A 15482-nucleotide genomic window follows, 5' to 3' on the forward strand; every position below is an offset into this window, starting at 1 on the left:
GTCCCCCGTCCGCCGCGGGCGCGGCGGACTCCCCCTGCGGGATATTTCTCCAAGGAAGAATGCGCAGGCGGGGGCCGGTCAGACAGCCGACTTGCGCGACTCCTCGAGATAGATTTCGCGCAGGCGGGTCGCCACCGGGCCGGGGCGGCCGCTGCCCAGCGCCACGCCGTCGACCTCGACCACCGGCATCACGAAGGCCGAGGCCGAGGTGAGGAAGGCCTCGTCCGCGGCCTGCGCCTCGGCGATGGTGAAGGGGCGTTCCTCGATCTGCATCTGCGCCTCGGCGGCATAGCGCAAGAGCGAGGCGCGGGTGATGCCGTGCAGGATGTCGTTGGACAGCGGGCGGGTCACGATCCTGCCGTCCTTGACGATATAGGTGTTGTTCGAGGTGCCTTCGGTCACGAAGCCGTCCTCGGTGAACCAGGCATCGTCGACGCCGCGATGCTTGGCCTCCATCTTGGCCATCGAGGGGTAAAGCAGCTGCACCGTCTTGATGTCGCGCCGGTGCCAGCGCAGGTCGGGGATCGAGATCACCCGGATGCCGGTCTTTGCCTGCGGATTGTCGGCCAGGCCGGGCTTGGACTGGGTGAACATGACCACGGTCTGCGGCGTATCCTCGGGCGGATAGGCGAAGTCGCGGTCGCCGGGATTGCCGCGGGTCACTTGCAGATAGACCATGCCCTCGGTCACGTCGTTCAGCGTCACCAGCTGGCGATGCGCGTGAAGCCATTCGTCGTCGGTCAGCGGATTGCCCATGCCGAGTTCGGCCAGCGAACGGGTCAGCCGCCGCATGTGGCCGGCAAAGTCCAGCAGCCTGCCATCCAGCACGCTGGTCACCTCGTAGACGCCGTCGCCCATCACGAAGCCGCGGTCGAAGATCGACACCTTGGCTTCGGCTTCCGGCAGATAGTCGCCATTCAGATAGACGGTGCGGGTCATGTCGTTTCTCCTGTCCCAGGGCCTGCTAGCGCGGTCCTGCGCCGAAAGCGGCAGGGCGTCAAGATGCGCGGGTTTTCGCAGATGCAAAATCAGCTTGATGCAGTCGCAGCAATTATCTATCAGTTTTGCAGCGCCGCTTGAAACATCCTTACTTGAAAGGCAAGCCATGTCCTTCCGCACGCAACCCGCTGCGCCCGCCCGCCTGAACCGCTGCCAGCTTTTCGGCCCCGGTTCGCGCGAGGCGCTGTTCGAAAAGATGGCCGGTTCGGCCGCCGATGTCATCAACCTGGACCTGGAGGATTCGGTCGCGCCCGACGACAAGGCGCAGGCACGCAGGAACGTGATCCAGGCCATCGGCGACATCGACTGGGGAAGCAAGACCCTGTCGGTCCGCATCAACGGGCTGGACACGCCCTGGTGGTACCGCGACGTGGTGGACCTGCTGGAACAGGCCGGCGAGCGGCTGGACCTGATCATGATCCCCAAGGTCGGCAATGCCGCCGACATTTATGCCGTGGACGCGCTGGTCACCGCCATCGAGGCGGCCAAGGGCCGGCAAAAGCGCATCGGGCTGGAGGTCATCATCGAATCCGCTGCCGGCATCGCCCATGTCGAGGAGATCGCGGCATCCTCGCCCCGCCTGCAGGCGATGAGCCTGGGCGCGGCGGATTTCGCCGCCAGCATGGGCATGGCCACCACCGGCATCGGCGGCACCCAGGAAAACTACTACATGCTGCACGAGGGGGCGAAATACTGGTCCGACCCCTGGCATTGGGCGCAGACCGCCATCGTCGCCGCCTGCCGCACCCATGGCGTGCTGCCGGTGGACGGCCCCTTCGGCGATTTCAGCGATGACGAGGGCTTCCGGGCGCAGGCCCGCCGCTCGGCCACGCTGGGCATGGTCGGGAAATGGGCGATCCATCCCAAGCAGGTGGCGCTGGCCAACGAGGTGTTCTCGCCCAGCGAAAAGGCGGTGACCGAGGCGCGCGAGATCCTGGCCGCGATGGAGGAGGCCAAGCGGACCGGCGCCGGCGCGACGGTATACAAGGGTAGACTGGTTGACATCGCGTCCATCCGTCAGGCACAAGTGATCGTGCGTCAGGCAGAATTGATCGACGCCTGATCGGCAAGGGATACCTGGGCGGCTACGCGGGGAGGCTGGCCGCCATGACAGGGGAGGAGCAACAGGCCCTGCGGCTGCGCGGGGCCTGTTGTCATTCGGGCCGCTCGCCTGATCCTTCGCGGATTGTCATGGAAATCCAATGTCGTCGTCACTGCGTTCCGCGCGGGTTGGCCGGGGTTCAGGCTTGGGCGCCATCCCTGGCCGGGCGCGGTTGCCACGGGATCGGGCGTGCGGTTGTGCCGGGCCGGGTCGGGGGCAGGTCGGGAAGCGGTGATTCGGGCCTGGTCGGAAGGCTGCCGCCCACCAGGGACAGAAGGCGGGCTTACCTGTGGAAGCCGGGCGATTCCCGCGGCCGGCGGCGGGGCCTTTGCCGGGAGCAAGCCCGCAGCAGCTACGGAGCCGGCGGCGCAAGCGCAAGGCCGTCGACCGGAACGTGAGCCTGCCACGCGGCCGGAATGCGCGGCGTCGCGGCCAGCAGGCTTTGCGTATAGGGATGCTGCGGCTGCCCGAGCACCTGGTGGGTCGGGCCGGCCTCGACGATGCGGCCCTTTTCCATCACCAGCACCCGGTCGGTGATCCGGCGCACCACCGACAGGTCGTGGCTGATGAACAGGTAGGACAGGCCGTGGCTGACCCGCAGCCGCGCCAGCAGGTCCAGCACCTGCGCCCGCACCCGCACGTCCAGCGCGCTGACCGCCTCGTCCAGCACGATCAGCCGCGGCCTGATGATCAATGCGCGGGCGATGGCGATGCGCTGGCGCTGGCCGCCGGAAAATTCGTGGATATGCCGGCGCATGGCGTCTCCGGCGATGCCGACCTCGTAAAGCGCCTCGGCCACCTGTTCGCGCCAGTCGCGGGGCAGGCCGGTCAGGTGAAAGGGCTCGGCCACCAGCTGCTCGACCCGCCAGCGCGGATCGAAGCTGCCGAAGGGATCCTGGAACACCGCCTGCATCCGGGCGCGCAGCTCCGGGGCCATGGCGCGGCCGGTGCGGATTTCCTGCCCGTCCAGCAGGATGCGGCCGCCCTGCAGCGGGTCGAGCCCCAGGATGGCCCGCGTCAGCGTGGATTTCCCGCAGCCGGATTCGCCGACCAGCCCGACCGATTCCCCGGCGTCGATGCGGAAACTGACCCCGTCCACCGCCCGCAGGGTTTCGCGCGGCGCGGCCAGGCCGCGGCGGGGCAGGGGATATGCGCGCGCCGCCCCCTCGACCTGCAAGAGCGGCCGCGGCTGCGCCGTGGGCAGCACCAGACGCGGCTGATGGGTCGAGGCGGCGAACAGCGCGCGGGTATAGGGGTGGGCCTGCTCGCGAAACACCGTCTCGGTCGGGCCTTCCTCGACGATCCGGCCCTGCTGCATGACCGTCACGCGGTCGGCGATGCCCGCGACCACCGCAAGGTCGTGGGTGATCAGCAGCAGCGCCATCCCCTCGTCCCGGACCAGCCCCTTGAGCAGGTCGAGGATGCGGGCCTGCGTGGTCACGTCCAGCGCCGTCGTCGGCTCGTCGGCGATCAGCAGGTCGGGGCGCAGCGCGATGGCCAGCGCGATGGCGACGCGCTGGCGCTGGCCGCCCGACAGCTCGTGCGGGTAAAGCGTCAGCGGAAAGCGCGGCGCGGCCAGGCCGACGCGGTCCAGCCGGTCGCGGGCACGCTCCTGCGCCGTCTTGCGGTCCAGGCCCTGGTGGATGCGCAGCACCTCGGCCACCTGGTCGCCGATGGTCATCAGCGGGTTCAGCGCCGTCATCGGCTCCTGGAAGATCATGCCGATGCGCTTGCCGCGGATGCGGCACAGCTCGCGCTCGGGCAGGTCCAGCAGGTTGCGGCCGTCCAGATCCACCCGGCCCTCGGCCCGCATGCCCTCGGGCAGCAGGCCCATGATCGCCAGCGCCGCCATGGACTTGCCCGAGCCGCTTTCGCCGACCAGCCCGGTGATCCGGCCGGGCGGCAGTTGCAGGTCGAGGCCGCGCAGGATCTCATGCGCACCGATCTCGACCGAAAGGCGGCTGGTCTGGATCATGGCGACCTGCGCAATCTGGGGTCCAGCGCGTCGCGCAAGCCGTCGCCCAAGAGGTTCAGCCCCAGCACGGTGACGACGATGGCAAGGCCGGGGATGATGGCGACATGCGGGGCCAGCGCCACCATGGTCTGCGCCTCGGCCAGCATCCGGCCCCAGCTGGGCGTGGGTGGCTGCGCGCCAAGGCCGACATAGGAAAGGCCCGCCTCGGCCAGGATGCCCAGGCTGAACTGGATGGTGCCCTGCACGATCAGCAGGTTGGCGATATTGGGCAGGATGTGCTGGACGCTGATCCGGCTTGCGCCCTTGCCCGCGACCTGCGCGGCGCGGATATAGTCCAGCGTCCAGATCGGCAGCGCCGCGCCGCGGGTGACGCGGGCAAAGACCGGGATGTTGAAGATGCCGATGGCGATGATCGCGTTCAGCGCCGAAGGCCCCAGCGCCGCGGTGATCAGGATGGCGATGACCAGGCTCGGGAAGGCAAAGACCAGGTCGTTGCCGCGCATGACCGCCTCGTCGATCCAGCCGCCGCTGCGTGCCGCGGCCAGCAGACCCAGCGGCACGCCCAGGCCCATGCCGATCCCTACCGCCACCAGCGCCACCGCGATCGAGGTGCGCGCGCCGACCATGATCATCGACAGCATGTCGCGGCCGAAATGGTCGGTGCCCAGCCAATGCTGGCCCGAGGGCGGCAGCAGCTTCTGCGCGATGGCAAGCTGCGTCACGTCCGCCGGCGTCCAGAGGAACGAGACCAGCGCCGCGACCAGCGCCAGCCCGGAAAGCAGCGCGCCCAGGATCAGCGACCACCTCATCGCCGCAGCCTCGGGTCGACCAGCGCATAGGACAGGTCCACCAGGAAGGTGACCAGGATCACCGCCGCGACCAGCACCAGCACCGCGCCCTGCACCACGATCAGGTCGCGCTGGGTGATGGCCTGGAAGATCAGCCGGCCAAGGCCCGGCAGGTAGAACACGTTCTCGATGATGATCGCGCCTGCCAGCAGAAAGGAAAACTGCATGCCCAGGATGGTCAGCACCGGGATCAGCGCATTGCGCAGCGCATGGCGCGACAATGCCTGCCCGGCGCTCAGCCCCTTGGCGCGGGCGGTGCGGATGTAGTCCTGGCCCAGGGTTTCCACCAGGGCCGAGCGCAGCACGCGCGCCAGGATCGCCGCTTGCGGCAGGGCCAGCGCGATGGCGGGCAGCAGCAGCGATTTCAGCGCCGCGGCGGGATGGTCCCAGCCGGGAAAGCCGCCGGCGGGCAGCCATCGCAGCCTGACCGCGAACAGCAGCACCAGCAGCATGGCGAACCAGAAATTCGGCAGCGCGATGCCGACCTGCGTCGCCGCCATGACCGCCGTGTCGCCCGCCCGGCCGCGCCTTGCTGCGGCGAACATGCCGATGGGCAGGGCGATCAGCGCCGCCAGCGCCAGCGCCAGCAGCGCCAGCGGCAGCGAGACCTGCATCCGGTCGAGGATCATCCCCGCCACCGGCGTCTTGTAGGTGAAGCTGTGGCCCAGATCGCCCGTCAGCACCCCGCCCAGCCAGTGCAGGTAGCGCAGCGGCAAGGGCAGATCCAGGCCCATCTGCTGGCGCAGCGCCGCCACCGTCTCGGGCTGGGCGCCGGTGCCCAGCATGAAGCTGGCCGGATCGCCCGGCACCAGCTCGACCACCGAAAAGATCAGCGCCGAGGCCACGAGCAGGCTCAGGCCAAGCGAGATCAGGCGGCGGGTCACATAGCGCAACATGGGGAAACGCTAGTGCGGCGCCGGGGCGCGGTAAAGCGGCCTTTGCGCTCAGGGCACCTCCAGCTTGCCGATCAGCGGCACGTCGTCGTCCAGGCTGACGGTGTGGCGCTCGATCATGCGGTGGACGACGGGCGGCTCCTTGCCGCGATGCAGCTTGTGCAGATCCTCGTAGGTCTGGAAATCGGCCTTGGTGCGGCGCAGGTTGTGGCGCACGTATTCGTCCCAGGTGGCGATGTGATAGCTTTCGGTCCAGCGCTCGGGGTGTTCCAGGTCGCGCAGGAGCGCCCAGTTGCGCGCGCCGTCGCGGCGGCGGATGTTGCGGCGCAAGGCCATCAGCCGCAGGAACTCGGGCACGTCGAGCTGGTCGATCTCGTAGTCGATCATCACCATGATCGGGCCCGAGCGGCCGCGCAGGTCCAGCGCCAGTTCCGGTTCGCGAAAGCGGTTCACCGGGTCCAGGTCCAGCGTGCCGAATTCCGGGATGCGCAGCCAATGGCCCAGCACCGCACCCAGGAACAGCGGCGCCGAGGCGGCGGTCAGCGCCGTCTCCACGTCGTAATTGTTGGCAACCGAGCCCCAGGTCCACGCCCCCGCCGCCATGCCGCCGAAGACCGCGGTCTGGTAAAGCGCCAGCGCGCGGGCCACCACCCAGCGCGGCGTCGAAAGCTGTACGGTGACGTTGAACAGCGACAGCGCCAGCACCCAGCTGGCCCCGGCGGGCAGCATGGCCAGCGCGTGCAGCCAGGTGCTTTCGGTCAGCGCCAGCAGCAGCGCCGAGGCGCCGAAGGCGGCAAAGGCGACGCGGACCACGTTCTCGTTATCCAGCCGCTCGCGCACATGCGGGTTGATCAGCGCCCCGGCGATGGCGCCCAGGCCGAAGCAACCCAAGAGCAGGCCGAACAGCAGCGAGCCGCCCGCGGGGTTCTGCTTGGCCACCAGCGGCAACAGCGCCATGACCACGATGGCCGAAAAGCCGAACAGCGCCCCGCGCGACAGCACCCGCATCAGGTTCGGCGACAGCGCCACATAGCGCAGCCCCGCGCCCACGGCGGCGACGAAGGGCTCGGGCGTGGTGATGCGCGGCGGCGTCACCGGATGCCAGCGCATCAGCGCGCCGAGCAGCGGGATATAGCTTGCCGCATTAACCGCGAAGGCCGCCGCCGCGCCGAAGGCGGCGGTGATGATCCCGCCCACCGCCGGCCCGACCGAGCGCATCAGGTTGAAGCCGACCGAGTTCAGCGACACCGCCGCCGGCAGGTCGTCGCGCGGCACCAGATCCTGCATGCTGGCCTGCCAGGGCGGGTTGTAGATCGCCTGCCCGACCCCGATCAGGAAGGTCAGCGACAAGAGCAGCAGCGGCGTCATCCAGCCCTGCCAGGTCAGCACCGCCAGCAGCACCGAGACCGAGGCCATGAAGACCTGCGCCCCCAGAAGCAGCGTGCGGCGGTCGAAAATGTCGGCCAGCGCCCCCGAAAGCAGCGCAAACAGCATGATCGGCAGCGTATTCGATGCTTGCACCAGCGCGATCAGCGTCGCCGAATCGGTCAGCTGCGTCATCATCCAGGCCGCGCCCACCGCCTGCACCAGCCCGCCGAAGTTCGAGATCAGCGTCGCCGACCACAGCAGCCGGAAATCGCGGTGACGGAACGGGGCAAAGGGGCTTTTGCGGGCTGTTGCTGGCATGATCCGGAAAACCTGGGGCAATGCGGCAAGCTTAGGCAGAGCCCCGCCGGGCCGCAATCCGGCCGGCCGATTCTTGCCGCACCGCTCTGTTATTTCGCCAAACCGCTATATATTCGAATAATCTTCGACAAAATTACATAAACATGAAGAATATATGGCGTGATTGGCCGATTTTTCGCCGGAATCGGGATTTCATTTCTGCACCGGCTGCTATCCTTGCCCTCAACTCGGATTTGGGGGGTGCGCGACGATGAAGATCATTATTCTTGGAGCCGGTGTCCTGGGCGTCACCTCGGCCTGGTATCTGGCGAAGGCCGGGCACGAGGTCACGGTGATCGACCGGCAGGACGGCCCGGCGCTGGAAACCAGCTTTGCCAATGCCGGCGAGATCTCGCCCGGCTATTCCTCGCCCTGGGCGGCGCCGGGCGTGCCGCTGAAGGCGCTGAAATGGATGTTCCAGCGCCATGCGCCGCTGGTGGTCCAGCCCCGGCTGGACTGGCAGCGTGTCTCCTGGATGGCGCGGATGCTGGCGAACTGCACCTCCTCCGCCTATGCCGTCAACAAGAGCCGCATGGTCCGGCTGGCCGAATACAGCCGCGACTGCCTGGGCGAGCTGCGCGCCGAAACCGGCATCCGCTATGACGAGCGCACGCAGGGCACCCTGCAGGTGTTCCGCAAGCAGCAGCAGCTGGACGCCGCCGGCAAGGACATCGAGGTGCTGCGCGCCGATGGCGTGCCCTTCGAGGTTCTGGACCGCGACGGCTGCGTCGCCGCCGAGCCGGGGCTGGCCGGTTCGGCCGAGCGGATCGTCGGCGGGCTGCGCCTGCCGGGCGACGAGACCGGCGATTGCTTCCTTTTCACCAACCGCCTAGCCGAGATGGCGGCGGCGGCGGGCGTCACCTTCCGCTGGGGCGTCGGCATCGAGGCGCTGGAGGCCGAGGGCGGCCGCATCAGCGCCGTGCGCACCGACCAGGGCCGGCTGACCGCGGATCGCTATGTGCTGGCGCTGGGCTCCTATTCGCCGCGCATGGTGCGGCATCTGGGGCTGAAGCTGCCGGTCTATCCGCTCAAGGGCTATTCGCTGACCATCGACATCCAGGACGAAAGCCGCGCCCCGGTCTCGACGGTGATGGACGAGACCTACAAGGTCGCGATCACCCGCCTGGGCGAGCGCATCCGCGTCGGCGGCCTGGCCGAGATCGCCGGCTACGACCTGAGCCTGAACCCGCGGCGCAAGGAAACGCTGGCGAAATCGGTGGGCGAGCTGTTCGGCGGTGCGGGCGATGCGGACAAGGCGCTGTTCTGGACCGGGCTGCGCCCGATGACGCCTGACGGCACGCCCATCGTCGGCGCGACGCCGATCCCGAACCTTTACCTGAACACCGGACATGGCACGCTGGGCTGGACCATGTCGGCGGGCTCGGGGCGGCTGCTGGCCGACCTGATCTCGGGGCGCAAGCCCGACATCGCGGCCGAGGATCTGGGCTATGCCCGCTATCTGCGCGGGGCCAAAACCGCCGGCCGCCCGGCGCTGCAACCCGCCCGCGCCTGACCGCCGCAGGCATGGAAAAAGGGGGCCTTGCCAGGGCCCCCTTTCTTGCCCTCCGGTGCAGCGTCAGGCCCGCTTGACGAGCCGCAGCACCACCAGCAGGATCACCGCGCCCAGGGTGGCGAAGATGATCGTGCCGAGGATCGGGGCCGAGGCGCTCATGCCCAGGCCGAGCATCGGGAACAGCCAGCCGGCGATCACGGCGCCCAGGATGCCGATGACGATGTTCATCAGCAGCCCCTCGCCGTGGCCCTTGACGATCAGCCCGGCCAGCCAGCCGGCGATCGCGCCGATGATGAGGGTGATAAGCAAGGCGGTCAGGGTCATGAAAGCTTCCTTTCCTTGCGGGTTTGCGGCGCTTGGCCGATCCGTCAAGCCAACGCCCCCGGCCCCGCTGCGGTTCCGAAACCTGCGGATTCGGCCCTGCAAGCGCGGAAAACCGCGCGTTTGGGCAACAGTTCGGTAACGATTGCGCATATCCGCCGGGTCCAAGGCTTGACGGCGCAGAACCGGAAGGGCTGATAGGGGGTTGCAACTCTTGCCCGCCCTCTGCTCGGGTCGGGCGCGTCATCCGACGCAATCTCACAGCTGCCACGGCCGCGTCCCCGGGCGCGGTGCGCTACGAAGGGAAAAACGATGCGCCTTGCTCCGCTTTTGCTGGTGGTGGGCCTTGGCCTTGCCGCCTGTGCGCCTGCCGCCGAAACCCCGGCCGAACCGCCGCCCGATCACGGCGTCTATGGCGCACGGACCGATACCGGCCCCAACGGCGAACCGATCGAGATCAACGCCGTCCGCCCCGCCTATCTGACCGAGCGCAACCGCCGCCAGCGCGTGCCCTATAACGGCCCCGAGGCCGCCGGCACCATCGTCGTCGATCCCTATGCGCGCTTCCTTTATCATGTGCTGGGCAATGGCGAGGCCATGCGCTATGGCGTCGCGGTCGGCCAGGCGGGCAAGAATTTCCAGGGCAGCGCGACCATCGGCCGCAAGCATGCCTGGCCCAGCTGGACCCCCACCGCCAACATGGTCCGCACCCAGCCCGAGCTTTACGGCCCGCTCCGGCACGGGCTGGCCGGCGGGGTGGACAACCCGCTGGGCTCGCGCGCGCTCTATCTCTACAAGGGCGGCCGCGACACCATGTATCGCATCCATGGCACGATGGACCCGTCCTCGATCGGCAAGGCCACTTCGGCCGGCTGCATCCGCCTGTTCAACCAGGACATCATGGACCTGTTCAACGAGATCCCCCGCGGCACCGCGGTCAAGGTCCGCACCCGCGCCGAAAGTCTGGCGCTGGAAGGGCCGCTGGTCGAGCTGCCCAACGGCTACCTGGCCCCGGCAGGCGAGGTGCAGACCGCCGAGGTCCGGGCCGCGCAATAACAGCCGCGTTTGCCGGTCCCGATCCCTGTCCCGCCCCGGCCCGTCCAAGGCCGGGGCATTCTTTTTCTGGCCAGGACCAGCCCGACGTGGCAGATTCCGCCCTGATCCGCCCCGCCTGAAAGGAGAGAGCCCATGGCCAGGCCCGCCGATCCGACCGCCTCCGCCTCGCGCGACCTGGATGCGATTGCCGAGCAGACCCAGACCGCGGCGCTGCGCCTGCTGGACCTGTCCGCGCTGGCCGCCTTGCAGCGCGACTTGCGCGCCATGAAGGCAAGCGAACAGGACGAGGCGGTGCGAAAGGCGCTGGCCCAGGCCATGCGCCGTGCCGCCGCCGAAAAGCGCCGCCGCGCCGAACAGGCCGGGCCGGCCGCGGATGTGACTGCCGAGCCTGCCGCCCCGGAGCCTGCCTCTACGGCGCCGTCCAAGCCCCCGCGCCCGGTGCGGCCGCTGCCCGACAAGGCTGAGAGGAAGCGCATCAAGGAGGCCGAGAGGGCCGAACGAAAGCGGGTGAAGGAGGCCGAGAAGGCCGAGCGCAAGGCCGCGAAACAGGCGGCCAAGGCGGCCGAGAAAGAGGCCGCCCGCGCCGCGCGCAAATCGGCCAAGGCCGCCGAAGCCGACCGGGCGGGAAAGGCCGCCGGTCAGGGCGGCAAGGGCAAGGGCGGCAAGGCCGGAAAAGCCCGGTGAGATTGCAGGCGCGGTTTCCAAGCCGCGCCTTGCCTGCTATTGGAGATCCGACCATTCCATCCGGGTTCACCATGCGCCCTCCGGTTCTGGCCCTTGTCGCCGCCGTATCCGCCGCTTGCCTTGCCGTGCCGGCTTCCGTCCGGGCGGCAGAGGACGCGTTCCACGGTCCGCCGCCGCCCGCGGACCGGATGCGCTGCACGGATGACGGGGCATTTTGCATTTCCGTTGCCAGCTATGTGCCCGATGTCTGCTCTGCCATCGAGCGGACGGCGGGGAAGAACGGGCTCGACCCGCATTTCTTCGCCCGGCTCCTGTGGAAGGAAAGCCTGTTCGAGCCGGGCGCGATCAGCCCGGTCGGCGCTATGGGCATCGCGCAATTCATGCCCGGCACCGCCGAGATGGTCGGGCTGGACGATCCCTTCAACCCGGCCAAGGCCATCGAGGCCTCGGCGCGCTACCTGGCGGCGCTGACTGCGAGCTTCGGCAATGTCGGCCTGGCCGCGGTGGCCTATAACGGCGGCGAGAACCGCGCCGCGCGCTTCGTCTCCCAGGGCGGCGGCCTGCCCTGGGAGACGCAGGATTATGTCCAGGCGATCACCGGCCAGACCGCCTGGATCTGGCGCGACGATCCGCCCCAGCGGCTGGACGTGCGACTGGACAAGGAGCGGCCCTTTCGCGAGGCCTGCATCGATCTGGCCAGCGCGCGCAAGCTGCGCGAGTTCCAGACCCCCGACCATCCCTGGCCCTGGGGCGTCATCGTCGCCACCCATCCCAGCCAGGCGGGGGCCAGCGCGCAGGTCGCGCGGCTGAACCGGCAGCTGCGGCCGATCCTGGGCGGCAAGCGCGTGAGCTATGTGCACCGCAAGATCTCGGGCGGGCCGAGAAAGCTTTTCACCGCGCAGATCGGCTATTCCTCGAAGTCCGAGGCGTATGCCTTTTGCAACCGCTTGCGCGGCCTGGGCGGGCGCTGCCTGGTGCTGAAGAACTGAAACGCCGCACGGGCGGCGGCGTTTCATGGGTATTTGGGGAACGAAGAAGGCGGGCGCGCAGGGAAGGGGCGGCTATTCCTTCCAATGCACCCGGGTCAGGTCGTTCGCCGGCATGGGGGTATTTTCCCAGAGCCCCTCGATTTCCGCCTTGGCGACGCCGGTCTTGGCCATCTGGAACAGGAAGGCGTTGGCATAGTCGTCGGCCAGGATCTCCTGCGCCCGTTTCAGCAGCGCCGAGCGTTCGGCCGGGTCGGTGGCGGCGTCGAGTTTCGCCATCGTCTCGTCGAAGGCGGGGTTATGGTAGTTGAAGTAATAGTCCTTGCGGGCGTAGATGCCGATGTCCATGGGCTCGACATGGCTGATGGCGGTCAGGTCGTAATCGGCGTTCTTGAACACCTGTTCCAGCCATTGCGCCCATTCCATGTTGGTGATCTGCGTCTGGATGCCTATGGCGCGCAGCTTGGCCGCGATGATCTCGCCGCCGCGGCGGGCATAGGGCGTCGGCGGCAGGGCGAGGCGCAGGGTCAGGCCCTCGCCCCCCGCCTCGGCCAGCAGGTTCTTTGCCAGTTCGGGATCGTGTTGCGATTTCCCGGTCAGGTCGACGTAATCGGGATGGTGGGGGGCGAAATGCGTGCCGATCGGCGTGCCATAGCCGAACATGGCGCCGTCGATGATTTCCTGGCGGTCGATGGCATGGGCGATGGCCTTGCGCACCTTGATGTCGGCCAGCGCCGGGTGCTTGTGGTTCATGGCCAGGATCGTTTCGCCCTCGGTGGTGCCGACCAGCACCTTGAAGCGCGGATCGGCCTGCAGCTGCGCCAGGGTTTCCGGGGCGGGATAGATCGGGAAGGCGTCGATATCGCCCGCCATCATCGCCGCGAAGGCGGCGCTGGGATCGGCGATGAAGCGGAAGGTGGCGGTCTTCAGCGCCGGCTTCTCGCCCCAGTAGCCGTCGAAGGCGTCGAGCCGGATATGGTCGCCCTGTCGCCATTCCCCGAACCTGAACGGGCCGGTGCCGACGGGTTTCGTGGCGATGTCGCCGATGCTGGTAGGGTCCACCATCACCGCGTCGCCCCAGGCCATCTTGAAGGGAAAGCCGCCGTCCGGGGCCTTGAGCGTGACGCGGACGGTCAGCGGGTCCAGCGCCTCGACGGTCTCGATGCCCGCGAACAAGGCCTTCTGGGCATTGGTGCTGTCGGGCGCGCGGGCGCGGTCGAGCGAGAAGACCACGTCCTGCGCATCGAAAACGCTGCCGTCGTGGAAGGTCACGCCGGGGCGCAGGTGGAAGGTATAGGTCTGGCCGTCGGCGCTGTCCCAGCTTTCGGCCAGGCCGGGCTTGACGCTGCCGTCGGGCGCGACGCGGGTCAGGCCCTCGAAGACATTGGCATAGACCACCTCGTCGATGGCGGCGGCGGCGCCCCCGGTCGGGTCCAGGTTCGGCGGCTCCAGCACCATGGCCAGCGTGATCCGATCCTGGGCCGCCAGCGCCGGCGTGGCCAGAACAGCCGCCGCGGCGGCGGCCTGCATGAGTTTCGCGAACATCCCTGTCCCCCTTTGGGCTGATCCCTGGGCGCAGCTTCCCGGCAAAACGCCCGGCGATCAAGCCCGCCGCTCGGTCAATTGCTGGGCGAGCCCCGCGAACATCAGCCAGAGCGAACTGAGCAGCAGCCCCCAGCGGGCAAAGCTTTCGGGGTGGAAATCCACCAGCACCGCCCAGACCGAGAATCCCACCCAGGCCGCGGTCACGGGCAGCGAGACCAGCCGCCAGCGTTCGGTCCTGACCGGGTGGATGAACTTGAGATTGGTGAACATGGCGATGGCCAGCGCCACCACCACGGCCAGCGTCAGCCAGAAATCCGGCTTGATGGCGAACAGCACCAGCACCACCATGTTCCAGCAGGCCGGGAAGCCGGCAAAGGAATTGTCGCGGGTCTTCATCCGGGTGTCGGCGAAATAGATCACGCTGCCATAGGTGATGGCGATGATCGCGATCCAGCCGGTCCAGCCGGGCAAGAGCCCCGACATGAACAGCGCATAGGCGGGGATGAAGACATAGGTCAGGTAGTCGATGATCAGGTCCATCAACACGCCGTCATAGGTCGGCCAGTTGGTCTTGACGTGATAGCGCCGCGCCAGGGGGCCGTCGACGCCGTCCACGATCAGCGCGACGACCAGCCAGAAGAACATCTGCGACCACTCGCCCCGGACGGCGGCCAGCAGGGCAAGCATGGACAGGACCGCTCCGGTCGCGGTCAGCAGGTGGACGGCAAGGGCTTTGAGGCGTGGATTCATCCCCTGCTTCTGTCACCGAACGGTCATGACCGCAAGTTCGCGCCGGGTTGCGCCCCGCGCTTTGCCGTGGGGTGATGCGGCGATCTCGGCCGACCTATCCGGCAAACTCCTCGGCCGCGTAGCCTTGCAGGTAAAGCAGCGCGGTCAGGTCGCCGTGGTTGATTCGCAAGCCGACCTGGGCCGCGACCACCGGCTTGGCATGCAGCGCCACGCCCATGCCGGCCAGCTTGAGCATGTCGAGGTCATTGGCGCCGTCGCCCACCGCCAGCACCTCGGCGGGGGTCAGGCCGCGGGCGGCGGTGATGTCGCGCAGCGCCTCGACCTTGGCCTCGCGGCCCAGGATCGGCAGGGCGACATGGCCGGTCAGCACGCCTTCCTCGGCCAGCAGCGTGTTGGCGCGATGTTCGTCGAAGCCGAGGGCGCGGGCGACCGGGCCGGTGAAATCGGTGAACCCGCCCGAGACCAGCGCGGCATAGGCGCCCTGCGCATGCATGGTCGCCACCAGCTGCCGGCCGCCGGGGGCCAGCGTGATGCGATTGTCCAGAACCTCGGCGATGGCCGATTCGCGCAGGCCGGCCAGCAGGCCGACGCGGGCCAGCAGGGCCTCGTGGAAGTTCAGCTCTCCGTTCATGGCGCGGGCGGTGATCTCGGCCACGCGCTCGCCCACGCCGGCGACATCCGCCAGCTCGTCGATGCATTCCTGCTGGATCATGGTCGAATCCATGTCGGCAAGCAGCACCGCCTTGCGGCGGCCGCGGGTGGGCTGGATCGCCAGGTCGAAGCCCTCGGCCTGGAGCCGCTCCCAGATTTGCCAGAAATCCGCCGGCTCGGCGGCGAGGGGAAATTCGGCGGCGATGCCCGGGGCCAGCCAGATGACATGCCCGCCATCCCAGGCGCCGCGGAGCTCGTCGACCAGCGCGGCGGGCAGGTCCGCGCGGCTGGGCGCGGCAAGGATGGTGACGGTGAACATGCTGGCCCCCTTGGCGGTTGTTTCCGCAGCACTAGCCAAAGCGGTGCGGGGGATCAATCAGTCGGTTTCATGCCGAAAAACTGTCGCATGCGGGGCTTGCAGTTTTTTCTTGCGG

At 68.6% G+C, this 15482-nt stretch carries 14 protein-coding genes; 5 read left to right on the top strand and 9 right to left on the bottom strand.

Annotated features, from left to right (window positions below):
- Positions 1-78: 78 nt before the first annotated feature.
- Complete coding sequence (locus tag ACNKFW_RS04345; RefSeq protein ID WP_024844085.1) at positions 79-939, bottom strand: D-amino-acid transaminase; 861 nt, start codon at positions 937-939, stop codon at positions 79-81.
- A gap of 166 nt (positions 940-1105) precedes the next feature.
- Between ACNKFW_RS04345 and ACNKFW_RS04350 the strand changes: the two genes are divergently transcribed.
- Positions 1106-2062 (top strand): L-malyl-CoA/beta-methylmalyl-CoA lyase, encoded by a 957-nt coding sequence (locus tag ACNKFW_RS04350; protein WP_024844086.1) that lies wholly within the window; start codon positions 1106-1108, stop codon positions 2060-2062.
- A 391-nt stretch (positions 2063-2453) separates the two neighbouring features.
- Here the strand turns inward: ACNKFW_RS04350 and ACNKFW_RS04355 are convergent, their stop codons facing one another.
- From ACNKFW_RS04355 to ACNKFW_RS04370, 4 genes are read right to left on the bottom strand one after another with little or no spacing between them, the layout of a single operon-like run.
- Positions 2454-4076: an ABC transporter ATP-binding protein gene (locus ACNKFW_RS04355; protein ID WP_147427695.1), complete on the bottom strand. Its 1623-nt coding sequence runs from the start codon at positions 4074-4076 to the stop codon at positions 2454-2456.
- Positions 4073-4885, bottom strand: a complete 813-nt coding sequence (locus tag ACNKFW_RS04360; protein ID WP_024844088.1) for an ABC transporter permease — start codon at positions 4883-4885, stop codon at positions 4073-4075. Before ACNKFW_RS04360 ends, ACNKFW_RS04355 begins: the two co-directional genes overlap by 4 nt.
- A complete protein-coding gene (locus ACNKFW_RS04365) occupies positions 4882-5820 on the bottom strand; it encodes an ABC transporter permease (RefSeq protein WP_024844089.1) in 939 nt (312 codons plus the stop codon). Before ACNKFW_RS04365 ends, ACNKFW_RS04360 begins: the two co-directional genes overlap by 4 nt.
- A 48-nt stretch (positions 5821-5868) precedes the next feature.
- Positions 5869-7503 (bottom strand): MFS transporter, encoded by a 1635-nt coding sequence (locus ACNKFW_RS04370; protein ID WP_147427697.1) that lies wholly within the window; start codon positions 7501-7503, stop codon positions 5869-5871.
- A 250-nt stretch (positions 7504-7753) separates the two neighbouring features.
- On the opposite strand from ACNKFW_RS04370, the gene ACNKFW_RS04375 reads away from it, so the two are divergent.
- Positions 7754-9055 (top strand): D-amino acid dehydrogenase, encoded by a 1302-nt coding sequence (locus ACNKFW_RS04375; protein WP_147427698.1) that lies wholly within the window; start codon positions 7754-7756, stop codon positions 9053-9055.
- 63 nt (positions 9056-9118) lie between these two features.
- Here the strand turns inward: ACNKFW_RS04375 and ACNKFW_RS04380 are convergent, their stop codons facing one another.
- The gene (locus ACNKFW_RS04380) at positions 9119-9379 is read right to left on the bottom strand and encodes a GlsB/YeaQ/YmgE family stress response membrane protein (RefSeq protein WP_024844092.1); all 261 of its coding nucleotides are present in this window, start codon (positions 9377-9379) and stop codon (positions 9119-9121) included.
- 309 nt (positions 9380-9688) lie between these two features.
- Between ACNKFW_RS04380 and ACNKFW_RS04385 the strand changes: the two genes are divergently transcribed.
- The 3 genes from ACNKFW_RS04385 (at position 9689) to ACNKFW_RS04395 (ending at position 12105) form a co-directional block, all read left to right on the top strand.
- Complete coding sequence (locus ACNKFW_RS04385; protein ID WP_024844093.1) at positions 9689-10432, top strand: L,D-transpeptidase; 744 nt, start codon at positions 9689-9691, stop codon at positions 10430-10432.
- 132 nt (positions 10433-10564) lie between these two features.
- Entirely contained in the window at positions 10565-11116 is a 552-nt protein-coding gene (locus ACNKFW_RS04390; protein ID WP_147427699.1) for a hypothetical protein, read from the top strand.
- Positions 11117-11304: 188 nt separating this feature from the next.
- Entirely contained in the window at positions 11305-12105 is an 801-nt protein-coding gene (locus tag ACNKFW_RS04395; RefSeq protein WP_244314546.1) for a lytic transglycosylase domain-containing protein, read from the top strand.
- Between the two features lie 72 nt (positions 12106-12177).
- On the opposite strand, the gene ACNKFW_RS04400 is transcribed toward ACNKFW_RS04395, so the two are convergent.
- The 3 genes from ACNKFW_RS04400 to serB all read right to left on the bottom strand — a co-directional run bounded on the left by ACNKFW_RS04400 (position 12178) and on the right by serB (position 15367).
- A complete protein-coding gene (locus ACNKFW_RS04400) occupies positions 12178-13647 on the bottom strand; it encodes an ABC transporter substrate-binding protein (RefSeq protein WP_147427701.1) in 1470 nt (489 codons plus the stop codon).
- Positions 13648-13704: 57 nt separating this feature from the next.
- Positions 13705-14397, bottom strand: coding sequence for a CDP-alcohol phosphatidyltransferase family protein (locus ACNKFW_RS04405; protein ID WP_028710167.1), 693 nt, complete (start codon positions 14395-14397; stop codon positions 13705-13707).
- Positions 14398-14491: 94 nt separating this feature from the next.
- Complete coding sequence (gene serB, locus ACNKFW_RS04410; RefSeq protein ID WP_147427702.1) at positions 14492-15367, bottom strand: phosphoserine phosphatase SerB; 876 nt, start codon at positions 15365-15367, stop codon at positions 14492-14494.
- Between the last annotated feature and the right edge of the window lie 115 nt (positions 15368-15482).

Origin of the sequence: Paracoccus sp. TD-10, assembly GCF_048270675.1 — a bacterium.
Lineage (GTDB): Bacteria > Pseudomonadota > Alphaproteobacteria > Rhodobacterales > Rhodobacteraceae > Paracoccus > Paracoccus pantotrophus.